The organism is Enterococcus sp. AAFC-DPL-5182, from assembly GCF_058216605.1.
Map to the genome: position 1 here is coordinate 1518220 of NZ_CM177101.1, position 21249 is coordinate 1539468.

The following is a 21249-nucleotide window of genomic DNA, read 5'->3' on the forward strand; positions in this document are numbered from 1 at the left end:
TTTTGAATGTTTTCTGTTCAATAAAATGGTATCATAAAGTGAGGTTTTAAAATTAAGTGAGTTACTAAATATAATTTTTTAAAGGAGTTAAGATATAGTATGGCAGTAGATAAGCACTATGCAGATACCCATCTCAGTAGTATAGCGTCACAAGTAGGGCAGTCTAAACCAGTAAAAATTAAAGCTGATAATGGCAAGATTTATTTTTTGAAAAATGATATTGTACAAGGCACAAAACAAAATGCTTGTTTATTTCAAGAATTATTATGTGCTCAAATGGCTTTGAGCCTAGGTGTTCCTGTACCAAATTTTGCTATAATAGAACTAGAACAAGATTTTATTGAAAATAACCCAGATTTACGATTCTCAGATAAATTTAAAAAAGGGTTATATTTTGCTACGGAACAAATTGAAGATGTTGAAGATAATTTAATGGCCGATCATGATTTAGCTCTCCAAAACGGTCAACCTAGAGTTAAGCGAGCGTGGAATTCATTTTTTAGAAATATTGATAATAAAGAGGCTATACCCAATATTATTTGTTTTGATATTTTAACTCATAATTTTGATAGATTTGGTAATGATGGAAACATTATGGTTGGAAGAGATAGCGTTGGTAAGAGGTTAATGTTTGCGATAGATCATGGGCATTGCTTTGGCAATCCTTTTTATAATATCGGAAAAGTTAATCTTTTGAGAGAAAATGACAAACCAATAAATGATTATATAATTTATTATCTTAAAAATTTAAGAGATATTAGTGGTACTGGTTTATCTTTTGGCAGTGTTTTTCAAGGGCTGGAGCAAAATATTGATTTAGAAAATGGTAATCCATTTATTGAAGTGGTAACATCAATTGAAGCTATTCAAGAGTCTGAAATTATAACGTGGCTAAATGAAATTCCAGATGAATGGGTTGTAGAAGGACAAATTCAAAAAAATGAATATTTGAATTTTTTAATTAGACAAAAGATGAATGTTAGATTTATAATTAATCAATTGGCATTAACTGATGTTTTTTCTAATCATAGGGGAGGTGCTTTAGATTGGACAATTCGAGGAAAGTCGCATGGTACACCATAGTAAGATATTTGTCAGATGTGATTAAGGGAGAACTATTAAATGTTGGAGTGATACTAAATACGCCAGATGATGGAGTTGTTAAGTATAAGTTTATAAGTGAAAATAATTCAAAGTTAAAAAGTATACTTACATCCAAAATAGAAAAAGACACCTATAAATTTGGGCTAAACTATATGGAATTTTTGATGAAATCTATAGATGAAAATGATACATTTTTTGCTGTCAATGCACATTCTAGTTCTTTTATTGCTCAAGTTAATAATCAAGAATTACCAAAGGGTTTTATATTTACAGAAAACAGATTTGCAAAAAGTTCCAATATTGATGATTTATTTGATACTCTATTAAAGGAATATGTCGGAACTAAGTTTTTAAAAGAGGAAACTGGCGTAAATTCTATGCAAGTTAAAAGGAAAGCAACAAAATTAATTAATCAGAGAACTGCGTTGTCTCAAATTATTCAGCCAAATGTGAAATTAAGAATCGTTGAAAATATTCCTAGAAACTATACAATTGATTTTGGGTATGTTGAATCAAATAAATTGAGTATGATTCACTCTGCACCAGACAAGTTGAATACATCGTATGAATGGTTAGATAGAATGAGCTTTATTTCTAATAACTATGATTATTCAGAAAAAATATCAATTTTATACAATTCAGAAGCCGAAAGTAATAAAGATGAAACTATGATTCAAATGTTACAGTTTTTAAATAATAAAGATGAACGAATTGAGATATTTGATATTTTTTCTCAAAAGGGTGAAATGGATTTTAATAATGAGCTTTTCAGAATTGAAAACCACGCTGGTAACATTGAAAATATAAAAGAATTTGTTTCATAATGAAATAAGCTAGACTGTTAATCGCAGTTTAGCTTATTTTATTGTGCTATTAATTATCTTTTACTTTTAAAAATTCCTTTGTATTTTTTAGTAGTAGAATTCAACTTAAACCAATTAACTAATACAAGTTAGGATTTATTTACTGAAAATTAGCCTAAAATCTAGTATAATAGTAGTTAACTACGAATCAAAGGATGTGCGTGCTATGTCATTAAATATAGATAAATCAAAATTAACAATTATGGGTGTACAATTTGATTCCCAAAAAGATTTTAAAGGTGTCTGGTATGCTTTGAGTACAAATATGATTGAAGGCTGGGAGCCTGAAAAACACGATGTTGAAGAGATGAAACAATACATTATCAGAAAAAATAAAGAGCAACTCCATGGATAAATTTCCTGTATATGACACGTATTATTATGTTGACCCTGATAATGAGTATACGTATCCTGATTCTTCTGTTCTAAAAAATAAGCTGAATATAGAAAACTTTGATGAGCTGATGGAAAAGGAATATCAGTTAGTGAAAATTAAGGCGCTTGATCTCTTCCTTTCGCCAATTATGGTTCATTCGATGAAAGATGTTTGCAAAATTCATCATGAATTATTTTCAGAATTATATATATGGGCTGGCAACTACAGGAAAGTAAATATTTCAAAGCAAGGAAAATCTTTTATGGCTATGCAGTCTTTTGGTACTGGAGAGCAGTATATGGATTTTTTGATTGAAGAATACCACGGCAATGCTCAAACAAAAGAACAAATTGCAAGTCAGTTAGCTAATATTTTGGATAATCTCAATTATATGCATCCATTCAGAGAAGGTAACGGGAGAACACAGCGTGAAGTCATTCGGGTTTTAGGGTTGGCTAAGGGATACGAAGTGTTGATTAATGTTGATGGTCAAGATGAAGTTTATAAGCAATACATGGATGGAACTGTTTATTCAGATGTGAAGCTCTTGGAGAGATTAATCAGTTCCGTAATGGAGAAAGTAGTTGAATGATAAATTTGTGAGATAAAGACGGAAATACTTTGAATGAGGTATTTCTGTCTTTTTTATTGTGCAAAATATAATTTTGGAATGAATATTTTAATTACTTCGATTGAGCTTTCAACTAACGATACTAATAGAACTTATTTAATATTTTTTATTGTTATTTTTTCAAGATTTCCTTACAAATTGTGATATAATTTTAAGTGTACATATATGTAGATGGAAATTCTAAATAGTGTTGTATTTAATTTACAGATAACTTAATAAAAAAACAGGAATGATAACGCTTTATTTATTTGTGTGAAGGAGATTATATGAAAAACATATTCGAAGTAGTTCCAGCAAATTTTTTTAGTGTATTGAGCGGTGAAAATAGAGATGAATATAGTGACTGTTTGCTTTTACTATACAAACAGGTGAATGAGGAATTAGAACATACATTGACGAAACATCAAGTCATTTCAATGTTTGAAAACTATTTTTTGGAGAAAGCAAATTTGTTTGAAGATAAAAAACAAACCTCCAGAGAAAGAGCTCGTGCTTTTTTAAGTAGGTTTGAAAATACTGGTTGGTTAAGTGGTGATATTAATTTGAATTATCAAGGGATCATTTCATTGAGTGATATTGGCTACGCCTTTTTAGAATTTATTACAAATTTTAAACAAGACTCAGAATTATCTTATTCCAGAAATGTTTATACAATCTATAAGTTATTTGAAAACTTTACTTATGATGGCCGTGAAGAATTAAGTATTGATTCTGCTTATCATCAAACAAAAGAATTTTTTTCTCAATTAAAACAATTGAACACAAGTATAAAGAAATACATTCAAAAGATTTTAGATGATGGGATAAAAGATGATTTAAACCAATTATTTTTATTGTTAGCTGATGAATACCAACTAAATGTGGTGGATAAAGCATACTATCATCTAATGACAAATGATCATCCAAATAAATATAAAGGAAAAATTATTGATGCAATTAACAGGATTTTGGATGATGAATATTTATTAGATGAGATTGCCGAACGTCTAATGGATACAGCAAAAAAAGACTATATTGAGATTCATGAGGAATTGTATGAAAAATTAGTTTATATAAAAGAACAATTTGAATCTGTTGATATTATTTTAAAGGAAATCAATGATAAAAATAAGCGATTTATTTCTTCAGCGATTAATCGAATCAGCTTTTTACTTAATGAGACTGCAGATATTGAGGGAAGTATTAATGTACTGATTAGAAAAATAAGTCAGATAGATGATTATTCTGAAACATTATTCTTAAGCCAAGTAAAATTGATCGATCAATACTCATTGGCAACGCCTAGAAGAAAGAAAATACTTGGAGAAAGTAATATTGGCATGCAATTGGAACTAACTGAGCATGAAAAGAGAGAGTTTCAAAAAACTTTAATGCAATCTAGTCAATTTTCACAGGCGAATATTGAGAAGTTTGTCTCTAGATTACTTGAAGAAAAGTATGAAGTGTGTGCGTCTGAATGTGTTTTAGATAATAAAGCCTATTATGTTCTCATTTATATTTATGCGTTTTCTTATGGCGCGAATTACACAATTGAAGTTTTAGATAAAGAGGTTTATCAGCAAGATACCATTTTTAGAGATTATGTCATTAGGAGGAAATTATGAGTTTAGCAGAGAATAGTCAGCATTTTTATTTGGCATACCGTCATTTTGAAGAAAAAGAGCAAGAGCAATTTGCGATGTTAGCGAATCGTTTATTGACACGTAATTTTATTTGTAGAGACCACGAAAAGGATAAAAAAAATTATTATGCTATCATTCCCAATCAAAAAATGTTCGAAAATTATTTTTCAATTTTAAATTATGAAATGATTTTTGATAAAGTACTTGGTGTTATTGGATTATATCCAGCTAGTTCTCTTAATAGATTGAACCTCACAAAAGTTCAATCTATCGCATTGTTAATTCTTAGAAAACTCTATTTTAAAAAGCAACATGAAATCTCGTTAATTGACAAAATAGCTACTTCATCAGAAGAAGTTTATCAAGAATTATTAGCTACAGGCTTATTTGAGAATTCCATCCCTAAAACTGAATTTAAACAAATTATTCAATTATTTAAGAGACATAACTTATGCGATTATTCTGGAGAGTTAACTGATTTAGAAACTATTATTATTATTCAACCATCAATTATCTATGTTGTTTCTACTAAAACGTTAGAAGAATTAGAGCAACAAATTCAGACGTATGAGAGAAAGGAGGAGATAGTTGATGAAGAAATTGACGAAGATTAAATTAATTAACTGGCATATGTTTGATAATCAAACGATACAAATAGAAGGTAATGTTTTAATGTCTGGGGACAATAAAAGTGGCAAATCAACAATCCTTGATGCGATTCAATATATTTTGACTGCAGGAAAAACAAAGTTTAATATGGCTGCTAATGAAAAAAGTACTCGAACTTTAGAAGGTTATGTTCGAGGTAAGTTAGGGATAGAAGGAAAAAAGTTTTTACGTGATGATTTTGTTGTTGCTCATGTTGCGCTAGAATTTCAAACTGGAGGAGATGTAACCTCTCATTTAGTTTTAGGTGCTGTAATTGAAGTTGAAAAGCAACAACAACCAAAAGCACACTTTTATAAAGTTAATTCTCCACTTCAAGAGGAGTGGTTTATTGATAATCAAAAGGTCAGAGATATGACAGATTTTCGTTATTATTTAAAAAATCAAAATATTCAAATAGATATCCCTACTAGAACTGCGCAAAGAAATATGATGTTTGCAACTGCCTTAGGTGTTAAATCAACATATATGGATTTAGTTCCAAAAGCCTTAGCATTTAAACCTGTTGAAGATTTAAATAGCTTCATTTTCCAATTTTTATTAGATGATGAACCAGTAGATATTGAATCACTTAGAGAAAGCATCCGTAGTTATCGCGCAATTAATCAAAAACTGATAGAAGAAGAGCAAAATTTAAGTGAATTGACACAAATCAGAGAATGCTATTTTGAAATCGAAGAAGGAAGTAGACAATTAAGAATTATAAAATTGATGGAAGAGTTGCTAAAAGAGAAGAATCTTCTCAATAATAGGTCACGATATATGGAAGATCTTGCTAGAAAAAAACGTCAATTGTCAATAATTGAAGAGCAATTACCGATAAAAGAGAGAAATTTAAAAGAAAGCCAAGGAAAAAAGTTTCAACTTGAAAATGATAATGAGTTGCAAGTAATTAATGAGGCTGAAAGAGAATTAATGAACTTAAAAATGACATTGGATAAAGAAGAGTCTAACTACAAAAGGTATCTCGCTTTATTAAAAGAAACCAATCTTAATTTAAAAGTTGTAAATTTCTCTTTAGATGAAAAGTTACTTTCCTCTAAAGAGTCAGTCCCAGAAAAAAGAGCAGGTCATTTAGAAGAGTTTTCAAAAAAATTACGTACTGTAAAAGACCAATATAGTAAAGAACTCTTTCAATTTGACTCTGATTTAAATGAAGTAAAGCAGAAGATTAAGAGAAGTACGAATTTAATTCGTTTGCTTGAAAAGCGTCAGTTCAAGTACCCAGATGAAACTAAAAAGCTACAAGAGGTTTTGATAAGAGAGTTATACAAATTTTATGAAGAACCGATTGAGGTAAAACCTCTGTGTGAGCTATTAGAAATGAAAGATGAATCGTGGAGAAATGCGGCAGAAGGTTTTTTAGGAAAGAATCGTTTTAATTTGATTGTCGAGCCAAAATACTTCGTAAAAGCAATGGAGATTTATAAAGAGTATACTCAAAAAGAAAAAATATATGGTGTGCGTGTAGTCGATGTGAGTAAAACTAGAGAATATACTGCAGAAAATAATACATTAGCACAACAATTAATCTGTAAGAATCAATTTGCTCAAGGGTACATCAATTTTTTACTTGGTCGAGTAAAATGTGTAGATGAAGTGGCAAATTTGAGGAATCATCCTATAGCAATTACGAAAGAATGTATGACCTATAGCCAATATTCTGTATATGCTATCCATCCAAAGATATACAATAAACCTTATATTGGAAAACAAGCATTTGAAACACAGTTAAAAAATGAACGAGAAACTTTAATTGAATTCAGACAGGAACAGCAAGAGATAGAGAGTCAAAAAAAAGAAAAAGAAAAAGTATTTTCAGCTCTCGAAAAAATTAATCCGACTGAATTAAAAAGTTTTGATCATCATCTAGAAACTTATTGGGACTCTTTAGAAAGTAAAACTTCTAAAGAAGGTTTACTAGCTACATTAAAAAATGATGTTGGACTCATGTCTAAAATTGAAGCATTAGAAAATTTAAAATTTGTTGTAGAGAAGTATGAAAGTGATATTAACAAACTAAGAGAGCAAAGTGGCGGTCATAAAAATTCTATTGAACAATCTGAAAGCCATTTGGCTATTACAAATGAACAGCTTGAATTGTTTTCTAAAGCGAGGGAAAAGTATAGACTAGAAAATATTGATATTTTTGAAGAAGCTCAGCTACAACTTGTAAAATTTTTAACAGAGAACAGAAATTCTCTTAATGATACTGGTAAGAAAGTTCAATCAAAACAGCAAAAAATAAATCGTGAGAATGATAATAAAGTAATGCTGTTAAAAGATTGTATGATCAAATTTAATAATAGAACAAGTCTTGGATATGGAAATTCTTTAGATAATATTCAGCAATATCTAGATAAATTTAATCAATTAAATGAAATAGATATTATTCGCACCAAAGACAGTCTCAATTTAGCTAAAGAAAAAAGCGAAAAAGCTTTTAATGAGAGCTTTGTTGCAAAACTCTCAGATAATATAAATAAAGCGAAGAAAAGTATCAAAGAACTAAATCGTGGTCTAGAAAGACAAAATTTTAATGGAGATACTTATAAATTTGTTTATGAAGCCAATCCTGATCCGGCCTTTAAACAATATTGTGAGATTGTTACTGGGAATAATTCTTTATATATGGACAATTTATTTCTAGATAGCCTTATGGATCAAGAACGTGATTTAATGGAGACGTTGTTTAATAAATTAGCTTACTTTGATGATGAAAGAAAAGATGAACGCGAACTTAGAAAATATACGGATTATCGTAATTATATGTCGTATGACATCATTGTGACGAATGAAAACGGGGATATCACTAAGCTCTCCAGTGTTATTAAAGAAAAATCAGGTGGGGAAACGCAAACACCTTTTTATGTTACAATTGCCTCTTGTTTTGAACAGATGTTACACAAACTTAGTATTATAGATGCTGGTTGCGTTGTGTTATTTGATGAAGCTTTTAATAACATGGATGAGGCTCGAATTAAAGCAATGATGAAGTTTTATAACAACTTAAACATTCAAATTATAGTTGTTGTGCCACCTAACCGATTGTCTACAATTTTGCCATATGTACAGACAGCTGTTGGTGTTACTAGAAGAGGGAATAAATCATTCGCTATGGAGTTATATCATGAAAAAAATATCTAAAAAAGAATTAGTAGAAGTTCTAATTGGCAAGTATGAAAAAAGTGTGTTATCCAAAAAAGGTTCAAATCGACAGCTACAAATCGCGCTTTCAATCTTAGAATATGATGCAACATATTTTGATACTTCGAATTATTACCAAAGGTTTGAGGAGTATAATTTCTTATTTGCTCAATTAGATAATGAACATTGGGTTAGACTTGAATTTGAAGATCAATTTGTTACAAAAATTTTCTTAAATCTTGAAAAGTTAGAAGAAATTTATCACTATTTAGGCAAAGAAGAGCCAGATAAAAAAAGAAAAGAGTTAATGAGCACTTGTCTGCAATATCAGGAACAATACAAAAGTATAAAATTGTACTGCCAGTTTTTTGCTGAGCAATTGACGACTAAATATTCAATAAAAAAATATGTTCCAACTGAAAGTGTGGAGGAACTGAAAGAACTTTTTAATACCTTGATTGCATTGTATAACCAAGATGAAGAAATTTCAGTTAGACGATTTTCTCAAAAAAATTTTGCTGATACAAAAAAGTTTTCTTCAATCGAAAATAGGATTGTGCAATTAATTCAACAAGTAGATGATTCTGTCTCTTTATTTGAATCAAAAGAATTACTAGAGTATTTTAATATAACTAAAAATCCAAGTTTTATTTATCTGAAAGGAAATATGACTTTTAGTATAGGTGAATCAGTTATAATTCTTAGAGAAGATGATGGTGCGATAGGATTATCTCCAGAAATGGCTTCCAAAATAAGGATAAAAGAATTATTAAGTAACCAAGTAATAACAATAGAAAATTTAACATCTTTTCATGATTTTATCCCGAATAATCAATTAGTAATGTATCTAGGTGGTTTTCATAATCGGATTAGAAGAGAATTTTTACAGCTAATTTATCAGAAATTTCCCCAGAAGAGATATTTACATTTCGGAGATATTGATGTGGGAGGATTTGAAATCTTTTTTCATTTAAAGGAACAGACTGGTATTCCATTTCAAACATTGGCTATGGATAAAGAGACGTTATTAAAATACCAAAGCTATGGAAAAAACTTAAGTGCAAATGATCATAGAAGATTAAAAGTTTTATATCAGAAACATCCTTTAGAAGTATTTGAGACGATGTTAGAGCAGAATATTAAATTGGAACAAGAGATAGTTTATTTTGAATAATGTACTAAATGGTAAGCTGGATGGATTAGAGATATGTAAACAGTGTTGGATACCTACCAAACGTTCGCCCACGAAAGGTCATATTTTTATACACCGAAACTTACACCGGTTGACTTCAAAATCAATGAAAACCATTGAAAGATTTAAAATCCCTAACCACCTAAAACCCTTGATATGACTGATATTTCAACTTATCTCAATCAAAAATCGGTATTGGAAGGCAGTGTTGGATAAACCTGTTATAGGAGCTAGAACCCTTGATGTATAAGGATTCTAGCTTTTTTATTTTACCTTGATACTAGAAATGACCAGCTTTTTTACTGATGAGCCATCGTATCAGCAAAGTCTTGACCAGTTTTCTTAGGTGCGTTGTTCGTAATATGTGTATAGCTGTCTAATTCATGCCCTAATCGTTGTTGAACCACCTTGCCAGCTTCTTTATTAGGATATTTTGAAGCTAGAACTATCTTTGCTAAAACGAAAATGACTTCATTCACCATTAATTGAACTAGAACCATTAAACACAAGCCAATAGCGCTAATTATTCTTTTAGAAGACTTAGGTTGTATATCAAAAAATTTATTTATCTGGAAAAGGAAGTAAAGAGGAAAAAGGGGGACTTTTAGTTTATCTTAACAAACAAGAAAGCGATATAGGTAAGTAACAACTACGTAAAATACTTAGATTCAACATTTTTTGAAGGTATTGTTCGTAAAATTTTTGAAAGAATTAAATAAAAAAAAGATAAAGTGGATTCAATTAACAAAGTGCGTGATAGTTCACTGATATTTTTATAGTAAAGGATTTTTTGTGAGAAAGAAAAATTGCAAGCAAAAAATAAATTAATAGTAAATTTCTTGAAATATTACTTAGCAATTGATATTAAAGATGAAAAAATCATTAGCTAAAATAGCTCTATTTAGAAAAAAAATTGTATTCTCCGATGTCGATTCGGAAGAGATAGACAATATTAAAAGTTAATTTTGTGAGTTGGGTAACACATTACAACAAATAGAATAGAAACGAATGTATTAGGAATAAAATTATCTCTAAATTTATTTAAATAATGGATAGACCTTATTTTTATATGTGATAAAATTATATAGAACCTTTTGTCTGAAAGGATGATTAAATGAAAACTACTGGAAAAATATTGTACGTATTAAAGTTAGAAAAAAATAATTATTATATTGGATATACATCTAATTACAAAAAAACAATGGAAAAACAATTTGATGGAAAAGGAGCTATATGGACAAAGAAATACAAACCACTATCTATTGTTGAATCAAAAGATATTTCAAACTTAGAAAGTGCTGAAATAGAAATCTTAGTTAACAGTTTAGTAATTAAATACATGCAACAATATGGATGGGAAAATGTAAGAGGTGGGAAATATGTGGTTTCTGATCAGAAGATTTTAAAAAGAACTTTGATTAAGCATAGAATACTAACCTATGAAGGTTCTATACAACTGCCTACTAAAAAAAACATTGAATTAATTTCGGAAAAAAAGTATATATATTGTCTATCCTTAGAGGACGGGCGATATTATGTAGGAATTAGTAAAAATCCTGACAAAAGATTTTATCAACACACAAATAGTAAAGCACATTCAGCCCTATATACAAAGAGATATAAACCTAAATGTATTCTATTTGTTCAAGATTTAGGTGTTTCAAGTGAATTTTCATATTTAAAAATGGAGACACAAGCAACAATCAATTTAATGAAGTTAGTAGGATGTTACAAAGTGCGAGGAGGGGACTTCTTGCATGTAGACGATTATCAAGAATTTGAACTATTCAAAAATACGATACGAAAAAATAAATCAAAGTTTACTTTTCCAACTGAATGGTTAGAGTATACATTTGAGGATTTTATGAAAGGAATTAATTATATTCCAAAGTCAATAAAAGAAATTTTATAAAAAAGATTAAACATTAGATAATTCTAGTATTAGACTGTAGAAAAAAATGAGTTGATAAGCCTACATTGTGTCTTCTTAATTTGTTTTATAGTTGATTTTTATTTTTGAAAATATGTATTGTAAATGGAATTTAAAGTAAGACTGAAAGAATATTCAAAAATTGATTTTTTTATGAGTAATATGATTGTATTGTAATTGTTTTTATATGATAAAATATTATTTAAAATTACTAAAAGGGAGAAAAAAATTGAGAAATAATAAATTATCCTCAGAAAATGAGTTTATGAAACAACTTTTATTAGGTGAACTTCAAACGGAAGCTGGAAATTATAATGAGGCAGAAAAAAATCTTAATAAAGCTAAAGAAATGAATCCTAAAAGATATGAACCCTACTATGACCTAGGTAATTTGTATAAAAAGCAAAATCAATATTCTAAAGCTGAACGATATTATAAAAAAGCTATAAAAAAGAATTCAAATATTGCTTCTATACATAACAACTTAGGTAATTTATATAAGGATCAAAATAAGAACTTTGAGGCAGAAAAATCTTATAAAGAAGCACTTAATATAAACTCTAAATTGCCAGAAGCATTGTATAATTATGGGAAAATATGTTTTGAACGAGGTGACTATTCTGAAGCAGAAAGTATGTATATAAAATCTATTGAAAATAAACCTCAATATGTTCTTCCTTATGATGATCTTGCAAGTTTGTATGTAGAGCAGAAACGGTATAGTGATGCAGAGAAAATTTTTAAAAAAGCTATAGTTTTAGATAGTAGTAACGAAATAGCATGTAATAATCTAGGTAATTTGTATGTACTACTAAATAAATTTCAAGAAGCAGAGAAATACTACAAGAAAGCTATTAAAATAAATGCTGGTTCTGAATTAGCATACTATAATTTAGGTAATCTATATTTACTACAAAACAAATATGAAAAGGCTCAAATGAACTATTTAAAAGCTATTGATGTAGATTCAAATGATACCTCTGCACATAATAACTTAGGATACACATACTATCTCCAACACAAATATAAAGAAGCTGAAAATAGCTATAATAAGGCTATTGATATAGATCCAAATATTGGTAGCACTTATTATAATTTAGGCAAGTTGTATAGTGAGAAAAAAAAATTTGAACAAGCAATAAAATATTTTGAAAAAAGTATCTTTCTAGATTCAAATGTCGATATTCCTTATGCTGAGTTAGGTGAATTATATATAAATTTGAAGGACTTTGAAAAAGCTGAAAAAATGTATCAAAAAGCTATTTATATTGACAAAAAAAATGTTTTATATAAGAGAAGGTTATCATTTGTCTTAGAAAAAATGAGTGATTTTTGTGAAGCCTTAGTTCTTCTATTATCTAATCTAGGAAATTTTCAAATTGAACTTGAAGATGTTAAAAGATTATTGAAAAAAGTATCTATTGAGGAATTTAATATTGTTTTTCAAAAGTTATATTCTTATAATAGTAATTTATATGAATTAGTGCTTAGCACTGAACAATTTTTCAATGACAAAAGAAAATTATACTCTAATATAATAAAATTATTAGTAAATATAAACAATTTTAAAGATAGTTTATCTGTTAAACAAGATAAAAAGTTAACACTATATCAATATACGTCGTTAAGTACTTTAGGCAGCATACTTAATTTAGGGAGGCAGGTTAATAAAAATAAAGAAGATAACAATATCAAAATTCGATTATATAATACTGACTACATGAATGATCCTGAGGAAGGAAAATATTTATTAAATATAATATCGAAGAGTCATAAAAGTCATAATTTGAATGAAATATTAGAACCTAATCATGTTGTTAGTCGTGCATTTATTGCATCTTTAACATCAAATAGTGATGCAATACCTATGTGGTCAATGTATGGTAATGATAGCCAAGGCGTATCTTTAGGATTCAGTAATCTACCATTTGAGAAAAGTAAATATTATGAAGAAGAAAATATGAGTTTAAAAACATATAATTACCTAACTGGAAAAGGGAATTATTATACTCTAAATGAGAAAGCTTCTCTGTATAAAATTTATTATATAGAAGATTCTACTACTGTAGATAAATTTGATAATGTTTTTTTAAACAAAGTAGTCAATGACCTTTTAACTCTTAGTGATTTAGTTGAGGAAATAGATGAGCCTGAATTATTAAATTTTATAAGTCAGTTTGTTTCTTCTGAATTAGATAGGATCAAATTTTTAATTAAAAATTCAATATATGAATATGAGGACGAATATAGATTATTGGCTATAGTATCAAAATTTGAAGATGATATTTTTAATATTAAGTATGACTTAAACAGTCCTAAACTCTATTTAGAAATTGACACCGTAGTACTCGAAGAAGTTGTTTTCGGTGTTAATAGCGACGACTGTAGTTATTGGCGCCCAATTGTTGAACTCAAGTCACCTAAAACAATTATTAAAAATTCTACTATTAAAATTAGATATTAATAAATACTTTACTTAAACAGTTACTTTTTGAAGAGTAATTTAAAAATTGTCTCTTATAGGTGTACACATAAACTCTATAATGTAAAAAATCAATTGAAAAAAATTAATAAGTTAGAATCGATTATGTTATATTTTCATTATGAAAAGGTTTTTTCTAAATACAATGTTTAGCTTTAATAATTAATAATCTTGATTTTAATCCGTTTCAAAGACGAAAAAAATTTATACCGATTTTAATTTTCTTAAAAATAATTGAATCCTTTGATACTTTTAATTTTTCAAATACTTAAGTCAAATGGAAAGGTATTTAGTATAAAATCAATGCACATAAAAAGCTAAAATCACCAAGGGAACAAATTGATTTTAGCTTTTTTATAGATATATCTACTGAATTTTCCCTCTCTGAATCATCTTCGCTACAATCTCCTCACTCTCCTTCAAAACCCCCTCAAAATCCCCAGCAAAAACCTGATACAACTGCTGACAAGAATAATACCGCATCCGCATATCCTTCTTATTCCTCGTAACCTTCCCATCAAAAAATTCATCCAAATAAACCAACGACTTCTGCCAAGATCGAAGCTTGATCAACTCACTCCGCACATCCAAAATATCCTGATAAGGTACTGCCTTCAAATTCTGTTCTTTACTCATCACTACACATCCATTCCTATTTTTTTGAAAAACCAACAGGAAAATAAAAAACGATCAGACCTATCTGTGCCTCATCGTGTGCAATAGTTCGCCAAAGAACACATGAAATCGTCAAAAAGATGAAAGAATCCAGCAAAGAGACTAGTAAAATCAATCAAAATTAAGTACAATAAAACATGCGAGTACTTCGGTACGCGCTATCGGCAACTCGGATAAGCAGCGTGAGGCTGTTTATTCGGGGCCTTGCAACATGATTCCAGTCAGGTTGTAAGGTGCCGTTTTTTATTTTTCTATTTTTAAACTTGTACATCGTTACGTTTCATTATCACCACCATCGATAAAAATCAGACCTAGAATAGAAACAAAAAAGGCATTGGTCCAATGTCCAATACCTGAATAAGTCAATAGTACCTTAAAGAAACCTAGCAATCCTTTCTAATGGTAGCTCAAAAAGAGACACGACAAAAAAGCTAGTGATTCATTTACTATTGGCAAACTTGTGAGGACAGTTTTTGAAGATTTCAAGACCATTTTCGTTCGGTTCCAGCCAAACAAAAAGGTGCCAAGGATTAAATTGTCATAAAGTTGAGTGATGTTCTGAATCAGGACTTACTCAGCTTTTTTATTTCCATTCTATACACTAAGTATAAATAAAACGACAGAGAGAATCAAGGCGAACAGAGAAAAAAAGCGAACAAAAATTCGGATTTATTGTGCGCTGCCATTTTTTTCATTCATACAATGTATTTAATTTTTGAAGCAATGTTTCAGAGCTTTTGCATCACAGAAATATTTCATCAACTTACATAAAAAAGAATACTTCTTCATAGAATAGCTGATAAATTTTGTGCCATTAGATGCTGCGGTGTAATGATGTTGTTGTTATTAGTCATTATATTTGGTAGACTTTAATTGTATAAACAGACTTTATGTAATGATATAAATACATTTGTTGTGAATAATTTATAAAAGGAGTTTTTTTATGACTGGTAAAATAGCGTCGAGTACAGCAGCAGCTCAAAATGCTGTAACTAAATTAACTGGAAAAAATGTAGATTTATCCAAAAAGGCAATCAGTTTTTCTGGAAGTACGGTATCTAGCATGACAGACGGGTTGAAAATTGCAAATCAAATTGTCGGTGAAGTGAGTAGTCTTGCAGAGTGCGTTTGGACTCAAGCAGAAAAATTTCCCCAAATTGCAGAAATAATGGAGTATCAAGATCGTAAAGCTGCTCACCAAATGGGTGGTGTCGTCTATTGACAAAGGATAAGCAAAAAATAGAAGCGGATAAAATTGTATTAACCAAACAAATTCAAGAAAATGAGCAAATTTCAGAGGATTTGAAAAGAGAACAACGGAAGTGGCAGGAACAGTTAGAAGAAAGTAACTGGCAAATGAAACAACAGACTGATCGAATCGCTTCATTATATCAAGAACTTGCTCACTTTGGAGATAAAACTGCTTATTATAACCAAGAAGAGATCCAAGATATTTACAAAACGGTTCAATCTGTCTTTCGTTCTCAGGAAGAAACTGTAGAATCTGCTTATAGAAAATCTAACAAACAATTAGAAGAGACTAACGAACGTTTGTATAAAGAGCGAGTGGCGTTAGAATGGTAAAGTATATAAGTGTAGATTCCACGGCTTTGATTCAAGGTTTAACGACGAATATAGCTACTGCAAAAGGCGTTACAGGACAACTGAAATCAGGTAGTCAACATTTGATTCAGTCAGTGGATGGTGAACAGTTGTCTGGGGCTGCGTATACAGCAGGGAAAGGCTTATTCCAAGACTTGATTCTTCCAACCGTTGAACGTGTAGATAGTGCTGTTGATGCAATAAAAGAAGAACTCAGCAGCTATCAAGCAGCCGACGGATTAGTGAATAAATGGGCTGTTATTGATGAACAGGTTCAAAATGAATTAATTCAATCGTTTCAACGCCAAATTTCGGTAATTGATTTTCAAATTCAATACTCAAATAAATTAGGATTACTGGGAAAACTAGCTAAAGGTGCTTTAGAAGCTTTAGTTCATGATAACCAACGATTAGAACAAGCGCGTACAAATTTAGAAGATAAAATAAAGAAAGAACAAGAAAAATTAGAAGCTTTAGCCAATTTTCAGTCAGAAACAAACGGTTTATTTCGTGATTCTTTGAATCAATTAAAAATTGGTATGCAAGCAATAGAAGTATTAGGACTAATGACAGTGAACCCTAAAACAGGAGCATATGCTTTTCCAGAAGGTTTTGATTCTTCTTGGTTAACATCAGTAAAATCAACGAGTGTAACCGCAACAAGAAAACAGGTTGCTCTAGAAAATGGGATGGACGAACTCCAATTACCAAAAGCAGCTCGGAAATACTATCAAGAAATTATGAAAGAGGCATTGAAAAATGTTCCTGCTGATCAATGGGCAGCAGCTATCAATGAGTTGAATCAGTTATTATTGTTTGATGATGACGGGAATATATTGAGAGTACTACCTGTTAATATGGGTGCAGGTAACGGAGTCATTATCTTAAAAAATGGCGTAAATGATGCAGAATTAACCGCACAAGCGAACAAAGAATTGAATGCTCAACAAAGAGAACTTTTAAATCAATCTCTGTTACAATTAGCAACAGGAGTAACTACAGCACTTGGAGGACTTGGGATAACTGGACTAAGTTTAGGGGGAACTTATTTTTCTGGGGGAACTCTTGCTTTAACAGGAGTCACGCCAGCTGGAGTTGTAACAGGCACAGCAACCACAGGAGCGGGTGTGGCAATTGTTTCAGATGCTCTCAGTAAAATGGGCGTTCCAGCAAGTTCAATCGACTATAATTTTGCAAATAATTACGGTGATCGTCAACAATCTTTATATCCAAATGGAAAGTTTGTTTCTAGTCCTAAACATACACCTAAAGGCAAGGGGGGATGGGGTTCTGAAATGGATTTAGGAGCAGATGAGGCCCAGAAAGTTCTAAATGAATCTCAACAAGTTGGGAAACAAAAATATGGAATAAAGAATGGACAAATCTATGAATTTCAACCTGATGGAGCCGGTGGATGGCATGGGTATAAAATACCTGGTAATGAATTAGTAGATAAAAAAGGTGGAGCTGATATATTAAGAAACTGGGTGAAAGAAGGAAAAATGACTAAACCAGAATTCAAAAAAATTATAAAAGGAAAATAGAGATGAAAAATTTAAAAATAAAACTAAAGAAAACAGATAATCCATATAAGGGTGAATCATCAGCCTTATTAGAATTATGGGGAGAATTTGCTATATACTGTGAAAATATAACATTGCTTAATTTAGACTGGGATGTGGCTAGTTTTATCGAATGGTTTGCAGAGAAAAAGGAATATCTAAAAGTAGAAACATTCCCATTTCCGTTTACCAATTCAATAGCTGAATCTAGAGAATTGTTGTATGACAAAGTTGATGATTTTTCAGATGTACAAGAAATGTTTGATTATGTGGATTGTTTATCTGATTATTTTATGAATCATCGTTTTCATCTAAGAGGAACGAAGACACCAGATTTTTATATAGGTTTATTACCAAACGGTTGTGGAGAAATATCTTATTACGATAATGAAAAATATTATGTCTATTCATTTGATATGGACAGGTTTCTAGAAGAAACAGACAAAGAAATTAAACGATTTTTATCTACGATGACTGTGAACGATGAAAATAAAGAATATTTTAGAGATACTTTAGCTGAGTACTATTCTTATATGAAAACAAATAATTAATGTTTGAATTGTTGAGGATATAGCAAATGAAAGATAAATTAAAAAGTCTGATTAATCAAACTGTAGTTAAAAGTAGTGCTGGTGGTGCAGCAGGATCAATTTTAGTGGTAGAATTTGAGGATACTTCTTATCTATTTATCTGGTGTACGTGGAGAATTGAGGATAAGGACAATGTAATTGTTACTTCCTCTGATACTATTTTACCAACCGAAAATAATAGTAGTCCAAATGGTCTTATAGGTGAAAAATCACCTATCCTTGAAGGTAGAAAGTTAATCAATTTCAACTTAACGCCTAAGTATGATTTAGAAATGTTTTTTGATAATGAATATAAATTACGTATTTTTTGTGATATAGGTCATTCAAGAGAAGATTATAATACTAACTGGGAGTTAAACATACCTATAGAAAATACTTCGATAGAAATTGATAATCATTTTGGAGAATACAAAGGTAAACATGAATAGTTTATTTTAAAATAATACTACTCATTAAACAATAATTAATAGATAGATTTCTAAATCAAATAGACCGTCATCATGAATACAGGCTTTAGGAGTTTTTTATTCATTATTAATTATTGTAAGAACAACATATAAGATTGAATAAAATGAGTGTATCTATACAATCACTATCAATAAATTAACTAATTAATAAGGAACTAAAAGAATTCATAATATTGACTTTATAAGAAATTGAGGTATTGAATGAACTCTGGAAATCCGTTACATTTACTTTGGCTATTTCCTACATTAATAATAATGTTACTATATTTATGCTGGTCGTTTTATTTCATATTTTCATTACTAATTTTTTATCTAAAACTATTTTGGAGTCTTATAATAAAAGTAAAAATAGGTAAATGGGAAAGGCCATATATAAATACTGATTTTTATAAAAGTATATTTAAAACACCTTTATATTTTTATTCAACTCTTATTTTTACTGCGTTATTTATGCTTGAATTTGTGAAGTTTTTTATTCCAAAGCAAATAAATGTGTATAGTAATTTATTTTTCTTTATTTCAAGTATATTGTTACTCATTGTTTATTGGTTCAGTATGTATGTAATTTTTTCTGTCTCAGGCAATGGTAAGATTATCTTGGAGTGTACAAAGTCGCACAAGTCTTTGATTAAGACAACAATGTTACCCTTAGGAATTATAGGAATTATTGTTCCAGTAATTTCAGTTGCTAATATGTTTATTGATGAGAATGTAAAAAAATCACTTGCGTCTGAGATTAGCAAAATTGGTAGTTCTATTGATTCACTTGGAGCATCATTTTTATTTCTGTTTCTATTCATTTTACTTAGCACTAAGTGTGAATAACTTGACAGCGAGAACCAAGCCGAACAGAGAAAAAAACGAACAAAAATTCGGATTTATTGAACGATGCCATTAATTTTTAAATAGTCCTGAAGATTAAAAAACTCCGTTAGCATGAAATAACAAGATTCATTTACTAAAAGTTCACTCAAAATCTGGTATCATAGTAGTTAAGTACAAATCAAAGGATGTGCGTGCTAGGTTATTAAATATAGATAAATCAAAATTAACAATCATGGGTGTATAACTTGATTCTTAAAAAGACTTTAAAAGCGCCTGGTACACTTTGAGTACAAATATAATTGTATGCTGGGAAATTAAAAGGGATGATGTATGAGGGATGAAGCAATATATTGTTAGAAAAAATAAAGAACACCTCCACGAATAAATTTTCTATATACGGCACCTCTTACTAAGCACCCAGACATTTTTCATTTTTGTATAAGCGATATGCTACTAAAAAAAAGTGTGTTGACAACGTTTACAACAACTGCTATTATACGTATATAAGAATACGGACTGTTACTGATTCGATCAGGCATAACCTACGTTTGAAACACATTAAGTAATTAATGCGTGTTTTGGCGTATTTTTTTTGGAGAGGAGGTTATTGTTGTGCAGTTTCACAAGAAAATCAATAATAGTGTTGCTTGGGTGATAGATGATAATGGAGATAAAGTTATTGCTATGGGAAAAGGAATCTCGTTTGGAAAGCAAGCGGGGCAGGAAGTGAAGCATGAGGAAATAGAGCGTGTCTTTCATTCGAATGATGAGGACAAAAAGGAACAAAATGTACTTTACAAAGCAATTGAAAATATCACCGCAGATACTTTGCTTTTAACAGAAGAGATTAGTGAGCAAGCTGCTGTTGCACTTGGAATTCCTAAATTTGATGATAGTCATTATCTAGCATTGGCTGATCATCTAAGTCATGCACTGAAAAGAAGTGCTAGCGATACATTTGATTATCCAGAGAATCTGCGCTGGGAAGTGAAAAATTTATATCCTAAGGAGCATGAAATAGCGGTTGATAGTTTATATTATATTGAAAAGAAAACAGGAATTCGATTACCTAAAAGTGAGCAGACCTTTTTAACCTATCATTTTGTGAATGCTCAATATGATTCTCGGGTGAATCTTCAATCAATGCAACTAGCGGAATTAATCAATAGAGCCATCGAAATTATTCAATATCATTACCAAATAATCTTAGATCAAAACTCTGTGAATTATATCCGTTTTGTTACACATTTAAGATATTTTATTTTGAGACAGATCAATCATGAAAGCTCAGATAAAATTGATACTCAATTAATTGATATCGTAAAGAAGAATTATCGAAAATCCTTTCAAGCCGCTGAGAAGGTTGGAAAAATGATTGAAAACAATCAAAAGTGTGAAGTCAATGCGGATGAGTTGTTTTATCTTACGTTACACATTGAAAGAGTCACTGAAAGACAAAAATAGAAAAATGGACTGTTACTGATTCGATCAGGCATGACCAGATATTGCAAAAGG

Annotated in this window: 17 protein-coding genes and 1 pseudogene; 16 read left to right on the forward strand and 2 right to left on the reverse strand. The window is 29.9% G+C overall.

Features of this window, described 5'->3' with window-relative positions; all coding sequences use genetic code 11:
• Positions 1 to 99: 99 nt before the first annotated feature.
• The 8 genes from AC4BB7_RS07010 (at position 100) to AC4BB7_RS07045 (ending at position 9583) form a co-directional block, all read left to right on the forward strand.
• Entirely contained in the window at positions 100 to 1083 is a 984-nt protein-coding gene (locus AC4BB7_RS07010; RefSeq protein WP_111248314.1) for a HipA family kinase, read from the forward strand.
• The gene (locus tag AC4BB7_RS07015; protein WP_490484859.1) at positions 1047 to 1928 is read left to right on the forward strand and encodes a DUF3037 domain-containing protein; all 882 of its coding nucleotides are present in this window, start codon (positions 1047 to 1049) and stop codon (positions 1926 to 1928) included. Before AC4BB7_RS07010 ends, AC4BB7_RS07015 begins: the two co-directional genes overlap by 37 nt.
• 205 nt (positions 1929 to 2133) lie before the next feature.
• Positions 2134 to 2322 carry a hypothetical protein gene (locus AC4BB7_RS07020; RefSeq protein WP_490484860.1) on the forward strand — a complete coding sequence of 63 codons (189 nt, stop codon included), beginning with the start codon at positions 2134 to 2136 and terminating at the stop codon, positions 2320 to 2322.
• Positions 2315 to 2935, forward strand: coding sequence for a Fic/DOC family protein (locus AC4BB7_RS07025; RefSeq protein WP_490484861.1), 621 nt, complete (start codon positions 2315 to 2317; stop codon positions 2933 to 2935). Before AC4BB7_RS07020 ends, AC4BB7_RS07025 begins: the two co-directional genes overlap by 8 nt.
• A gap of 305 nt (positions 2936 to 3240) precedes the next feature.
• A complete protein-coding gene (locus AC4BB7_RS07030) occupies positions 3241 to 4578 on the forward strand; it encodes a Wadjet anti-phage system protein JetA family protein (RefSeq protein ID WP_490484862.1) in 1338 nt (445 codons plus the stop codon).
• Complete coding sequence (locus tag AC4BB7_RS07035; protein WP_490484863.1) at positions 4575 to 5210, forward strand: DUF4194 domain-containing protein; 636 nt, start codon at positions 4575 to 4577, stop codon at positions 5208 to 5210. Before AC4BB7_RS07030 ends, AC4BB7_RS07035 begins: the two co-directional genes overlap by 4 nt.
• Positions 5188 to 8409, forward strand: coding sequence for an ATP-binding protein (locus tag AC4BB7_RS07040; RefSeq protein ID WP_490484864.1), 3222 nt, complete (start codon positions 5188 to 5190; stop codon positions 8407 to 8409). Before AC4BB7_RS07035 ends, AC4BB7_RS07040 begins: the two co-directional genes overlap by 23 nt.
• Entirely contained in the window at positions 8393 to 9583 is a 1191-nt protein-coding gene (locus AC4BB7_RS07045; RefSeq protein WP_490484865.1) for a Wadjet anti-phage system protein JetD domain-containing protein, read from the forward strand. The genes AC4BB7_RS07040 and AC4BB7_RS07045 overlap by 17 nt, the downstream gene beginning before the upstream one ends.
• Before the next feature lie 317 nt (positions 9584 to 9900).
• On the opposite strand, the pseudogene AC4BB7_RS07050 reads toward AC4BB7_RS07045, so the two are convergent.
• Positions 9901 to 10020: pseudogene (locus AC4BB7_RS07050) on the reverse strand (site-specific integrase); the annotation flags it as partial.
• A gap of 695 nt (positions 10021 to 10715) precedes the next feature.
• Between AC4BB7_RS07050 and AC4BB7_RS07055 the strand changes: the two are divergent.
• Both AC4BB7_RS07055 and AC4BB7_RS07060 read left to right on the forward strand, forming a co-directional pair.
• A complete protein-coding gene (locus tag AC4BB7_RS07055) occupies positions 10716 to 11513 on the forward strand; it encodes a GIY-YIG nuclease family protein (RefSeq protein WP_490484866.1) in 798 nt (265 codons plus the stop codon).
• Positions 11514 to 11760: 247 nt separating this feature from the next.
• Positions 11761 to 13995 (forward strand): tetratricopeptide repeat protein, encoded by a 2235-nt coding sequence (locus tag AC4BB7_RS07060; protein ID WP_490484867.1) that lies wholly within the window; start codon positions 11761 to 11763, stop codon positions 13993 to 13995.
• 384 nt (positions 13996 to 14379) lie between these two features.
• Here the strand turns inward: AC4BB7_RS07060 and AC4BB7_RS07065 are convergent, their stop codons facing one another.
• The gene (locus AC4BB7_RS07065; RefSeq protein WP_490484868.1) at positions 14380 to 14649 is read right to left on the reverse strand and encodes a hypothetical protein; all 270 of its coding nucleotides are present in this window, start codon (positions 14647 to 14649) and stop codon (positions 14380 to 14382) included.
• Between the two features lie 982 nt (positions 14650 to 15631).
• Between AC4BB7_RS07065 and AC4BB7_RS07070 the strand changes: the two genes are divergently transcribed.
• From AC4BB7_RS07070 to AC4BB7_RS07095, 6 genes are all read left to right on the forward strand, one after another.
• Complete coding sequence (locus AC4BB7_RS07070; protein ID WP_490484869.1) at positions 15632 to 15910, forward strand: hypothetical protein; 279 nt, start codon at positions 15632 to 15634, stop codon at positions 15908 to 15910.
• Positions 15907 to 16272, forward strand: a complete 366-nt coding sequence (locus tag AC4BB7_RS07075) for a hypothetical protein (protein WP_490484870.1) — start codon at positions 15907 to 15909, stop codon at positions 16270 to 16272. Before AC4BB7_RS07070 ends, AC4BB7_RS07075 begins: the two co-directional genes overlap by 4 nt.
• The gene (locus AC4BB7_RS07080; protein WP_490484871.1) at positions 16266 to 17834 is read left to right on the forward strand and encodes a DNA/RNA non-specific endonuclease; all 1569 of its coding nucleotides are present in this window, start codon (positions 16266 to 16268) and stop codon (positions 17832 to 17834) included. Before AC4BB7_RS07075 ends, AC4BB7_RS07080 begins: the two co-directional genes overlap by 7 nt.
• A gap of 2 nt (positions 17835 to 17836) precedes the next feature.
• Complete coding sequence (locus AC4BB7_RS07085) at positions 17837 to 18403, forward strand: hypothetical protein (RefSeq protein ID WP_490484872.1); 567 nt, start codon at positions 17837 to 17839, stop codon at positions 18401 to 18403.
• A 26-nt stretch (positions 18404 to 18429) separates the two neighbouring features.
• Positions 18430 to 18870 (forward strand): hypothetical protein, encoded by a 441-nt coding sequence (locus AC4BB7_RS07090; RefSeq protein WP_490484873.1) that lies wholly within the window; start codon positions 18430 to 18432, stop codon positions 18868 to 18870.
• A 1476-nt stretch (positions 18871 to 20346) separates the two neighbouring features.
• Positions 20347 to 21198 (forward strand): PRD domain-containing protein, encoded by an 852-nt coding sequence (locus AC4BB7_RS07095; RefSeq protein WP_207111710.1) that lies wholly within the window; start codon positions 20347 to 20349, stop codon positions 21196 to 21198.
• The last annotated feature ends 51 nt before the right edge of the window (positions 21199 to 21249 follow it).